Source organism: Ruegeria atlantica (assembly GCF_013033965.1).
Lineage (GTDB): Bacteria > Pseudomonadota > Alphaproteobacteria > Rhodobacterales > Rhodobacteraceae > Ruegeria > Ruegeria atlantica_D.
In genome coordinates, this window is sequence record NZ_WQFE01000001.1 from 171,298 (window position 1) to 183,185 (window position 11,888).

General features: G+C 56.4%; 9 protein-coding genes. 5 read left to right on the forward strand and 4 right to left on the reverse strand.

The genetic code is table 11. From position 1 onward, the window contains the following. Nucleotides 1-7: 7 nt before the first annotated feature. Both GOW16_RS00880 and GOW16_RS23030 read right to left on the reverse strand, forming a co-directional pair. Nucleotides 8-211, reverse strand: coding sequence for a hypothetical protein (locus tag GOW16_RS00880; RefSeq protein WP_170409345.1), 204 nt, complete (start codon nucleotides 209-211; stop codon nucleotides 8-10). Between the two features lie 512 nt (nucleotides 212-723). Next, nucleotides 724-1,173, reverse strand: coding sequence for a GNAT family N-acetyltransferase (locus tag GOW16_RS23030; RefSeq protein ID WP_368039859.1), 450 nt, complete (start codon nucleotides 1,171-1,173; stop codon nucleotides 724-726). A 279-nt stretch (nucleotides 1,174-1,452) separates the two neighbouring features. Here GOW16_RS23030 and cobS point away from each other — a divergent pair, with 279 nt between their 5' ends. The 4 genes from cobS (at nucleotide 1,453) to GOW16_RS00905 (ending at nucleotide 6,770) form a co-directional block, all read left to right on the forward strand. Further along, nucleotides 1,453-2,439: a cobaltochelatase subunit CobS gene (gene cobS / locus GOW16_RS00890; RefSeq protein WP_170409349.1), complete on the forward strand. Its 987-nt coding sequence runs from the start codon at nucleotides 1,453-1,455 to the stop codon at nucleotides 2,437-2,439. A gap of 180 nt (nucleotides 2,440-2,619) precedes the next feature. Next, entirely contained in the window at nucleotides 2,620-4,497 is a 1,878-nt protein-coding gene (cobT, locus tag GOW16_RS00895) for a cobaltochelatase subunit CobT (RefSeq protein ID WP_170409351.1), read from the forward strand. Between the two features lie 75 nt (nucleotides 4,498-4,572). Further along, complete coding sequence (locus tag GOW16_RS00900) at nucleotides 4,573-6,363, forward strand: aminopeptidase P family protein (RefSeq protein ID WP_170409353.1); 1,791 nt, start codon at nucleotides 4,573-4,575, stop codon at nucleotides 6,361-6,363. A gap of 65 nt (nucleotides 6,364-6,428) precedes the next feature. Further along, complete coding sequence (locus GOW16_RS00905) at nucleotides 6,429-6,770, forward strand: DUF427 domain-containing protein (protein WP_170409355.1); 342 nt, start codon at nucleotides 6,429-6,431, stop codon at nucleotides 6,768-6,770. 5 nt (nucleotides 6,771-6,775) lie between these two features. Here the strand turns inward: GOW16_RS00905 and GOW16_RS00910 are convergent, their stop codons facing one another. Beyond that, entirely contained in the window at nucleotides 6,776-8,101 is a 1,326-nt protein-coding gene (locus tag GOW16_RS00910; RefSeq protein ID WP_170409357.1) for a hypothetical protein, read from the reverse strand. Between the two features lie 730 nt (nucleotides 8,102-8,831). On the opposite strand from GOW16_RS00910, the gene GOW16_RS00915 reads away from it, so the two are divergent. Continuing rightward, complete coding sequence (locus GOW16_RS00915) at nucleotides 8,832-10,199, forward strand: DUF3179 domain-containing protein (protein ID WP_170409359.1); 1,368 nt, start codon at nucleotides 8,832-8,834, stop codon at nucleotides 10,197-10,199. On the opposite strand, the gene GOW16_RS00920 is transcribed toward GOW16_RS00915, so the two are convergent. Next, nucleotides 10,196-11,881 carry a chloride channel protein gene (locus tag GOW16_RS00920; RefSeq protein ID WP_170409361.1) on the reverse strand — a complete coding sequence of 562 codons (1,686 nt, stop codon included), beginning with the start codon at nucleotides 11,879-11,881 and terminating at the stop codon, nucleotides 10,196-10,198. The two genes, GOW16_RS00915 and GOW16_RS00920, sit on opposite strands and share 4 nt — an antisense overlap. Nucleotides 11,882-11,888: the final 7 nt, after the last annotated feature.

The window sequence follows — 11,888 nt, forward strand, 5'->3', positions numbered from 1 at the left end:
ATTCTCCTTATTGTTGACTATCCATACCCCTACCGAACTCAGGGGGGAGCAGACTATTTAAGCTATCGTCGCCACCGTCCTCCAGTTTCTCCATGAGTATTCTATTCTGGAGTTGGTATTCCCGTTCCGCCTCTTCACGCGTGCTTACTCGTGCCACGAGATCCTTGCCGACAAATACTTCCCAGAGGCCATATTCGTTTCTCTGGATCATGCCCTGCTCCTTATTGTGAAGGTTCAAGTTCAGGTTCGATCAATTCGCCTATTTAGACCAGGGAGTACATTGAATCAGGTTGCTTACTCTGGTGCACTGCCTAACCTCTCCGGTCTTAGAATTGACAACCCATATCGAATCTTCACTCGCTTCCACACCCTGATATGGACTGGCATGGAGCAGCGTTGGCGCGAAGAAAAGGAGCGTAGCGAGAACTGCTTTTTCATTTTGACCTCTTTATTGTGAACAGTCCATGTGTTGCGGCCGCTCTCTACTTCTCACCATTTGTCCTGAAGTAGTAGAGGTAAGCCAAAGCTATGAATACCAATGAAAAAGCTAAATCGACACCGAGATAAGAAGCACCAGTTACCCACCTGAATACAACCATGGCCGCAACCATCACGCACAAAACCGCGAACTGGATAGATCGCCTATTCATGACTGCTCCTTATTGTTGACTTCGAATGACCGCTCCGAGCCCAAAGTTTTCGGGATAATTCACGCATGATTCTCTATAGTGACTTTTTCATGAACCAACGACGATGCCCTACGGGTTCATTACCGGGTGCGTTGCTAAGTAGTCCAAAATCTGAATACCCTAGACGAAGATAGAACTCTCTCGCCTCTTGGTTAGACGTATCTAGCCATGCGCCATGACATCTCAAAGTTTTGGCACGTTCTTCGGCATCAAGCATCAGCATCTTACCGACGCCGGTTCCTCTTAGGTCCTCGTGGACCCACAGAAGTTTAACCAAAAACCATCCGTAAGAAGTAGAACCTGATACCCCCGCCATGAGCTTTCCGGCTGAGTCTCTTTTTGAGAACACAATACTGGAGTTCGTTGATTGGGTATTCAACCCGGCGAGCGAAGCTAGCAGGTTTGTTTCGATTTCCTTTGATACGTCAGAGTGCGTTGATAACGGTTCCATCAAAGTCATTGAGCTAGTCATCGGACGCTCCATGCTACGAGTTCACGAAAGCAACATTCTTAAAAAAACCAGTTTCGGCAAGGTCCGCTTTGTCCGCAGAGCAGCCATTGAATACCATTGACTAGGCGACTGCGGCAAACACCTCTTGGGTGGCCGCAATACTGATCCCATTCAAAGCGATAAGGCCAGTTTCAAAGAAACATCCGCCTATGCTTCTGCAAGCACGGCTTTCCCTTGCCCTTACCCGCAATATGTTGCACCACACACAGGTTCAAACCCGGCAAAGCGGGGCAAAGGATAAGGACAAGGCGAATGGCTGACGGATCAATCGACGTAAACGCAAAACCCACCGAAGAAATTTCGGTCCGTGACGTGTTCGGTATTGATACTGACATGGCGATCAAAGGCTTTGCGGATCGCAGCGACCGTGTGCCCGCGATTGACCCGACCTACAAGTTCGACCCCGAAACCACGCTAGCGATTCTGGCAGGTTTTTCGCACAACCGTCGCGTGATGATTCAGGGTTATCACGGTACGGGTAAGTCGACCCATATTGAACAGGTCGCAGCCCGCCTGAACTGGCCCGCCGTGCGTGTGAACCTCGACAGCCACATCAGCCGGATCGACCTGATCGGTAAGGACGCCATCAAACTGCGCGACGGCAAGCAGGTCACCGAGTTCCACGAAGGCATCCTGCCGTGGGCCTTGCGCAACCCCGTTGCCATCGTGTTCGACGAATATGACGCGGGCCGTGCAGACGTTATGTTCGTGATCCAGCGTGTGCTGGAGCATGACGGCAAGCTGACCCTGCTGGACCAGAATGAGATCATCACACCGAACCCGAACTTCCGCCTGTTCGCTACCGCGAACACTGTGGGTCTGGGCGACACAACCGGCCTGTACCACGGCACGCAGCAGATCAACCAGGCGCAGATGGACCGCTGGTCGCTGGTCTCGACGCTGAACTATCTCAGCCACGATGCCGAAACGATGATCGTTCTGTCCAAGGCGCCGCACTACAACACCGAGAAAGGCCGCAAGACCGTCAGCCAGATGGTCACCGTTGCCGACCTGACCCGGACCGCCTTCATGAACGGCGACCTGTCCACCGTGATGAGCCCGCGGACCGTAATCAACTGGGCCCAGAACGCCGAGATCTTCCGCGATGTAGGCTATGCCTTCCGCCTGTCCTTCCTGAACAAGTGTGATGAGCTGGAGCGCCAGACGGTTGCCGAGTTCTACCAGCGTTGCTTTGACGAGGAACTGCCGGAAAGCGCGGCGAGCGTGAGCTTGGGGTGATTACACTCTTTGTCATAGCGTTGATCTGGATCGTTTTTGATTCAGTTTGGCTGTTTGACAAAGTAGGTTGGAAAAAGTCGGCGCCTTCAGACATGACGGCGTCGCAATATGTTCACCTGATACGGCTGCGTTGGGAGTGCGCAATACTTTTCCTAGCAGCAATGATCTGGAGTACGTTCATTGTCTAAACCAAACGACAACCCCGCCGATCCGTTCAAGAAGGCTCTGGCCGAGGCCACCAAGGTGATGGCCGATGACCCTGAGCTGTCGGTAAGCTATACCGTCGACCCTTCGGGCCTGTCGGGCGAGTCGATGCGTTTGCCGCAGGTTTCTCGACGCATGACCCGCGAAGAGGTGCTGCTGGCGCGCGGAACGGCGGATGCCTTGGCACTGCAGCGCAAGTACCATGACGATGCAACGCACAACCGATATGCGCCTCCGGGCGATATGGCGCGCGACTTGTATGAAGCGATGGAGGTCGCCCGGTGTGAGGCAATGGGCGCGCGGGACATGCCCGGCACCGCCAGCAACATCGATGTAAAGATCGGGCACGAGGCACTGCGCCGCGGGTACGACCAGTGCAAGCAACCCGCAGATGCCCCCTTGTCGGTGGCCGCGGGTTATCTGATCCGCCACTTGGCAACCGGACGCGACCTGCCGCCTGCGGCCGAGAACATCATGAACCTCTGGCGTGGGTTCATCGAAGAGCAGGCTGGTGGCACGCTGGAAAACTTGCAGGACATCCTTTCGGATCAGGCCGAATTCGCCAAGTTTGCCCGTCAGATGATCAAGGATCTGGGGTACGGTGATCAGCTGGGCGAAGACCCGGATGAGCTGGACGAAGATCAGGAAGATCAGGCTGAAGACGACGCCGAAGAACAGCCCGATCCCGACAGCACCGGTCAGGATGATCAGGACGAACAGGACGCCGACGCGACCCCTGAGCAAACTCAGGAAGAACAGCAGGATCAGTCCCAGGCCCAGGTCTCGATGGACGAGATGGCCGAGGATGAGATGGGCGATGAGGCTGAGATGCCCGAGGGCGAGGCACCGTTGGAGCCACCTGCCCCACCGCCAGCGTCCGAGGCCGACCCGGATTATAAGGTTTACCTTGGAACCTTTGACGAAGAGATCGCAGCCGAAGACCTGGCTGAGCCTGCCGAATTGGAACGGTTGCGCGCCTATCTGGACCAGCAGCTTGAGCCGCTGAAAGGCGCCGTCAGCCGTCTGGCAAACAAACTACAGCGCCGTTTGCAGGCGCAGCAGAACCGATCCTGGGAGTTCGATCGCGAGGAAGGCATACTGGACGCTGGTCGACTGGCGCGCGTGGTGGCGAACCCAACCACTCCGCTGAGTTTCAAGGTCGAGAAAGACACCGAATTCCGCGATACAGTGGTGACGCTGTTGCTGGACAACTCGGGATCGATGCGCGGGCGTCCGATTTCCATTGCAGCAATCTGCGCGGATGTGTTGGCGCGGACGCTGGAGCGCTGCAACGTAAAGGTCGAGATTCTGGGCTTTACCACGCGCGCATGGAAAGGCGGTCAGGCGCGTGAGGCGTGGCTGAACGATGGCCGCCCGCAGCAACCGGGGCGTCTGAACGATCTACGCCACATCATCTATAAAGGCGCGGATGCCCCATGGCGTCGTGCGCGGCCCAACTTGGGTCTGATGATGAAAGAGGGCCTGCTGAAGGAAAACATCGACGGCGAGGCGCTGGAATGGGCACATCGCCGGATGATAGCACGGCGCGAGCAGCGCAAAATCCTGATGGTGATCTCGGACGGCGCGCCAGTTGATGATTCAACACTCAGCGTTAACCCCGCGAATTATCTGGAGAAACACCTGCGCGACGTGATTGCGATGGTCGAAAAACGTAAGATGGTCGAGCTTTTGGCCATTGGTATTGGCCACGATGTGACCCGGTATTATGACCGCGCGGTCACGATTACGGATGTTGAGCAGCTGGCAGGTGCGATGACCGAACAACTGGCGGCTCTGTTCGACAGTGACCCGCGTGCACGGGCGCGTGTGATGGGGATGAAAAGGGCCAGCTGACACTGGCCTTGTCTCCGGCAGGAGTATTTTTCAAAAGATGAAAGGGGGCAGCCCCCCGTTTGCGAGAGGTGTCACATGTTTCAGTCCTTTGCAGTCGCCGCGCGTCCGGAACAAGGACCGCCCAGACTGGCCGCTTTGCGATCCCAGATGGCACAGGACGGGCTGGACGGGTTCCTTGTCCCGCGCGCAGATGCGCATCAGGGTGAGTATGTGGCACCACGGGATGAACGTCTGGCCTGGTTGACGGGTTTCACCGGATCGGCCGGTTTCTGTGCAGCGCTGACTAATATTGCGGGTGTTTTCATCGATGGTCGATATCGCACGCAGGTCAAGGCGCAGGTTGCGACGGAGTTTACCCCCGTTCCCTGGCCCGAAACCAGCCTGGGCGCGTGGCTCAAAGAACAACTGCCGAATGGAGGAAAGGTCGGCTTTGACCCCTGGCTGCATGCAGCGGGGCAAGTTGCGAATCTGAAGAAAGAGCTAAATGCAAGCGGCATTGAGCTTGTTCAATGTGACAATCTGGTGGATCGGGTGTGGCCGGATCAGCCGGACGCCCCGGTGAACCCGGTCAAATCCCATCCGATTGAGTTTGCCGGGGAAACGGCCGCAAGCAAAATCGCGCGGCTGGCGAACGATTTAGAACAGAACGGGTGTAGTGCGGCCGTGATCACCTTGCCGGATTCGATCATGTGGTTGCTGAATATTCGCGGATCGGACATCGGTTATAACCCGGTTGCCCATGGGTTCGCCATTCTGCATGCGGACCGTCAAGTAGATCTGTTCATGGCGGCGCAAAAGTTGGTGGGGCTGGAAGATCATCTTGGCGATCAGGTGCGTGTCCATGACCCTCAGTCGTTTCTGGGGGCTGTCGCAAGAATAGACGGCATGGTCCAAGTCGACTTGGGAACCTTACCGCAGGCAGTTGCTGACGTTCTTGGCGACAAGATGCTGGATATGGGCGATCCCTGCGCCCTGCCAAAGGCCCGCAAGAACCCGGCCGAAATCGCGGGCAGCGCCGAAGCACATTTGCGCGATGCCGTCGCGGTTGTTGAGACCTTGTGCTGGTTGGACTCCCAAGTCCCAGGCACGGTGAACGAAATTCAGGTTGTCACGCGGCTTGAGGAAAACCGTCGCCGGGACAACGCGCTACAGGATATATCGTTCGACACGATAGCCGGCACCGGGTCTAACGGTGCAATCATGCATTACCGGGTAACGGAAGAAACCGACAGCCGACTGGAGAATGGGCATCTTCTGGTTCTCGACAGCGGTGGGCAGTATCTGGATGGCACGACCGACATCACCCGCACCATAGCAATCGGAAACGTGGGCGATGAGGAAAAAGCCTGCTTTACCCGCGTCCTGAAGGGGATGATCGATATGTCCATGCTGCGCTGGCCCGCAGGGCTGGCCGGACGGGATATAGAATGCATTGCTCGAGCCCCGTTGTGGGCTGCAGGTCAGGACTTCAATCACGGGGTCGGCCATGGCGTCGGCGCGTATTTAAGCGTTCATGAAGGACCGCAGCGTCTATCGAAGGTCAGCCACGTACCGCTTGAACCAGGCATGATCCTGTCTAACGAGCCGGGATACTATCGCGAAGGTGCGTTCGGCATTCGCATCGAAAACCTAGTCGTTGTGCAAGATGCCCCGTCCCTGCCCACGGCAGACGCCGAGCGTGCGATGCTGAACTGGCGGACGCTCACATACGTTCCAATTGACCGGCGGCTGATAGTAGTCGATATGCTAACGGCAGAAGAACGCGCGTGGCTGAACGCATATCACCGCGACGTTGCGGAAAAAGTCCGTCCAAGACTGGGCGGCGACGCTCAATTGTGGTTGGATGCCGCAACTGCGCCGATCTGACACCGAACTGTCACATACACCGGGCAGAGGAGTGATCCGTACCAAAGACGAGGGAAGAAGCAGAGATGACAGAGATAACGATCCGCAAAGCACCAGGCAAATGGAGTGTTCGTTCCGGCGGCGCCGTTCTGGGCGAAAGCGTGAATGCGCTGGAGCTGCTGGAAGGTGATCTGGAACCGGTAATCTATTTCCCTCGCGCCGATATCGGGATGGCGTTTCTGGACCGTACTGACAAGGTTACACATTGCCCACACAAGGGAGATGCGACGCATTTTTCAATCGTCAACAAATCCTCGGTGACCGAAAACGCAGCGTGGAGCTATGAAGACCCGGTTGCCGCGATGGCCGAGATCAAGGGCCATGTCGCGTTCTATCGCGTCGATTCCGTTAAGGTCGAACAGATCTGATCGCCTCAGATGGCTTCTCTGACGCGCTCGGTCGAGGCCATATCGTGACGCACGCGCCCATAGGCCTGTGCCATGGATGTCAGGGTATGCGGCGCGCAGCCAATTTCCGTTAGGCAAGACGCATCAATCACGCGTACCCGTTGCTGAAACGCTGTATCAACCAACTGATCCACAGGCTCGCCCCCCGGCCCAAAGGTCAGGTTGTGATAGTGAAATCCCTGCCCCGGCGCAGTCGTGCCCAGATTGTGGCGCACGCGATGCGAAGCCAGCCATTGCAGCAGGTGCTGTAGCCCGTCATCTTGTTCCGGATTCGGTACATGTGTCACCTCGATTTGACCCTGCTGAGGTTGGAGACGGAACTGCACATATGTCTTGGGCGTCCAAATCCGAACGGGTTGCACGAAATCAATAAACCGCCCCATGCGCCAACCGCGCATGCGCGGACCCAGACCCAAGGTTGTCGTCACAAGGCTGACCGGCGCTTGCGACACGGCATAAACAGACGCGAAAAGATCGCACCGCCCGTCTCTTTTCCGCTTGAGTGTCAGCGCGTTGAAGTTTCCACGGTTGGTGTAGTGCCGCGGCGAACCTAACGCCCGTCCCAGCCGCAGACAGTTGATTGTGTAGGGCGCATGATCCAAAAAGCCGATCTCGGTGATCTGCGACAAGCTGCGCGCAAGCAGAGTGGCCGTGCCCAGCACGCCCGCCGCAACGAACACCTGACGGGCCTGAACGCGTGTTCCATCCGCCATTTGCAAGCTTATACAATTCTGATCGTTTTCAATTCGTTGCACGCGTCCCGCACAAACTTCGACATTTGGCATTTCACGCAAGCGGTTTTCAACGGCCCGTGCCATGGCCCCCAAGCCAATATCCGGAGCGTCCTTTGTTCCCGTCAGAAGGCGCGGTGCGCTCTTTTCCAGGCCATCCCCCAGATGTTCGCGCCTGACGCCGCCAATGACCTGAAGTTCACTTTGTACAGTGTCACAGGCGGTGATGTAGTCCGCCCAAGTCTCAAGATAACGCCCACGACCCCAAGGATCTTCGCTATCGTAGACCTGCAGTTGTTTACCCCAATAGTTGGCAAGCCCGCCTACTTCGGCGGCGACAAACAACGGGGGCGCATCCCCGGATACATCGGTGCGTTCGGTCATAAAGGCCGGCTGCTGCCGCTCGTACGCAACCGAAACTATCTTGGCCGGGCCGCCCTCGCATGGCTCGGAAGCCGCTCCTGTAATCACCACCACCGAGCCTGAAACCGCCCGCATGGCGGTTAAAGCGGCATAGCCAGCGGGGCCTGCGCCTATCAACGCAACATCAAAAACTCGCATAATAAGAACCTTTGCCCGGCCCCCACCGCAGTATCTGCCAGACGGTCGCAAAAAAATCGCGGAAACAAACCTGTGGGAGTGGTTGAGAATAACTTGTACTAAAATTGGCTTCCCGGGAAACCTTTGTGCTAGATGCTTCAAAAACCGCGAGGCACGTGCCCGCTGGTGTGATGAAACACGGGCCGCCGATCCAGATGTTATCTTGGGATACCTTCAAACCAGATCTCCAGGTCGGATATCTGTCAAAGAGCTTTCGCAGTTTGGTTGTGGACTCGAATGATGCGTGAAATCAGCATGAATCCAGGAGTGCAAATCAAGATGCAGAAATAGCATTTTCAAAGTACTCCCGTTCGCGCGAGTTTCAGTTCAAAAATAATTCAATGCAGTTACGTCGTTCAAGATTCTGAAATTTCTCGGTTCCCGACCCGTGCTTTGGGACTAAATTTTCCTTTGGTCACGAAGGGATATCGCTGCAATCATTGCCAATATTAACGAAATTTTAGCCTTTTGATCAAGAAATCCGGAAAAAGGGTGAGTTTTTCAGCCGATTTTTGGATGCGGCTGACCAGCAAAAACTCGCCAAAACAAGCAGGCCGAAGGGCTTCGCCAGCGAAACAATGATGGGTTCAGTCCCTATTTGGTCAGGTTCACGGCCCACTCACGGGGCTGTTGCATGCATGTGAGGCACGAAAAGTGCACAATGCATCAGAACATCGTCCAGAGGTATGCCATGTCGTTTACCCGCCGCAGTTTCGCAGGAACATTAGGGGCCGGGCTTCTGTTGCCTAGCACGCTATCCGCTCAGCAAGATCCCGTGCTCGATGCCGTGCGTTCCACTTTGTACGGAAGCAACGCAGAGTTCGAGAAAGGCATGGCTTTTCTTGCACAACGCGGCAATAGGGATGTAGTGCCCGCCCTGCTGACCGGAATGCGATACGCCAGACGGCGCAGCGGCGACATCGCGCAGGTTATGCAAACACTGACCGGTCAGAATTTCGGCCAGGACTGGTTTGAATGGATGCTGTGGCAGGAAAAGAACCCACAGATCGTGCCGCACCCCTCGCTGATACCGTTCAAGCGCGAGGTCCTGTTGGGGATCGACGCGAATTTCGACGTCTTTCTGCAGCCAAAATATCTGCAGCGAAACAAGATGAAGATCCGCTTTGAAGAAATCGCGTGGGGCGGTGTGCACAAAGACGGCATCCCTTCGCTGGATAACCCTGCGTTAATCCCGGCTGCGCGCGCAGATTACCTTAAGGACGATGATCTGGTTTTTGGCGTCTCGATCAATGGGGACGAACGGGCTTACCCGCTGCGGATCATGGGCTGGCACGAGATGTTCAACGAAGTGATTGGCGGGGTTCCGGTGGCCTTGGCGTATTGTACGCTGTGCGGATCTGGAATTTTGTTTGAAACGCAGGTTTCAGGTCGGCGGAAACCCCTGATCTTTGGCTCATCCGGGTTTTTGTACCGCTCCAACAAACTGATGTTCGATCGTCAAACGCATTCTTTGTGGAACCAATACACGGGCAAGCCGGTCGTCGGCCCCCTTGTCGACAGCGGTATCGAACTAAAGCAGCGCCCAGTGGTCATCACCACATGGCAAAGCTGGAAAACATCGCACCCACAAACCAAAGTTCTGTCGCGCAATACCGGATACCGCAGGAACTATGGCTCAGGTGTGGTCTATCGAGAGTATTTCGCGTCGCCTGAACTGATGTTCCCCGCGCTGGTTGACCAGTCGCAGCATCGACAAAAGGACTATGTGTTCACCATCCGCCAATTTGGCGCCGCACGGGCCTGGCCGCTGGATGCATTCAACGGGACGCGGGTGATCAATGACGCGATTGCCAACCGATCATTGGTCTTGGTCGGCAATGCCGACAAACGCGCCGTGCGCGCGTATGAGCGCGGATCTCATAAGTTTACCGCGTCAGGCGGCGATCTGGTGGACGAATCGGGTCAGAAATGGACCATGACCGAAGAGGCGCTGATCGGACCCGGAGGAGTAGAAATGCCCCGAGTCGCAGGTCATATTTCCTACTGGTTTGCGTGGGACAACTATCTGGGTGATACCGCGACCGTGTACCGGCGTTAAGAGTGCTCTTCGGCTGCAGTGGCCGCCAAGGCACGATTATACGCCTTCAATGCATCGATATGATAAAGTGCCCCTACCGGGTTTTCGCTACCGTCCTCGTCGACGATCACAACCGGAATACAGGGGATGTCGTCCCTGTCGAAATACGGCATCGCTGCTTCAAGCGTGGCGCTGGCCTGAACGCACAGCCCTTGCTCGATCAGTTCAAGCGCCTGCTCTTTCGTGATCGAACGCGAGTCGCCCAAGGGGCGCATGACCGCCCCGGTGCGCAACATGGCCAACAGATAGGCTTGCGGCCCCGCCGCCAGATGTACGTTGCGGCGTTCTAACTGGGTCAGGAAGAAAGACCGATCCACAAGGCGCGATGCCAAAGCTGTAGACATCGAAACCGAAACCATCACGGCAAGCCCGATCTGCCAATCCCCGGTCAGTTCAAAAACGATCATCGTGGTTGAAATCGGTGCGCCCAAAACCGCAGCAGCAACGGCCCCCATTCCCGCAAAGGCGTAAAGCGTATGGGTGCCAGACACATCCGGCAGCAGCCCTGTTGCAATCAGCCCGAAGGCCAACCCGGTTAACGCCCCGATCATCAGCGATGGGGAAAACACACCGCCGCCCATACGCCCACCCATGGTGATCGCCACGGCAACCGTTTTAATTACGGCAAACAGAATGGCAAATGTCAGGGTCAGATCGCCAGCTAGCGCGCGGATCGTCGTCTCATATCCGACGCCGATGATATGTGGGAACCAAATCGCCAGCAGCCCCAGCATCGCGCCTGAAACCGCAGGGCGCAACCAGCCAGGCAAAGCAAGCCGGTTCTGAATGTGATTGCCGATATCCTCGGCAAAAAAGATCGATCGCATGAGCAGCAGCGAAACCAGACCGCAGATCAGGCCGAGAATCAGAAAGGCGGGCAGTTCTACGTAGAATTGCAGGGAACCGGGCGTATCCAGAACAAACTCGGTCACGTCGCCATATTCCAGGCGGTTAATCACCGTTCCTGCAACCGAGGCAATCACGATAGGGGCAAAGGCATGCACCGCAAAGTGGCGTAACACGACCTCAAGCGCGAACAAGGCACCCGCGATCGGTGAGTTGAAGCTGGCCGAGACGGCTGCGGCAACAGCACATCCCAACAGGTCGCGCCCAGTGATGCCATCGGCATGAATCCGGTCACTGACCCAGGTCGAGATCACGCCGGCCATGTGAACGACCGGCCCCTCTCGGCCCGTGGAGCCACCTGTACTGAGCGTAATAAGCGAGGCAAAGAAAGAGGCAATACCCGCCTTGGCTTCGACCCGACCATCGGTGACCGCAGCCCCTTCAATGACGTCTGCGACGGATCGCACGCGCCCATCGTCGGTGAACTTGTTCAGGATTACCCCCACGATCAAACCACCGACTATCGGTGTGATCAGGATGACAATCCAAGGCAGTTTTTCCGCATGGCTGTGCAACAGCAAAATGTCTTCGGTGTCATAAACATACGCCTGAAGCGACCGGATCGCCTTGCGGAACCCTAGCGCCATGAAACCCGCCGCAATCCCGATGGCCAGCGCGATGAACCAGAACTGAATTTGGCTGGGCCCGCGCCGCAGCATAACCCGCCAAGCGTCCTTGATCGCGGCCAGAGCCTGATTGAGCTGGTTGCGCAGAACGGTGCGGGTTGATTGGGTCATTGGCCCT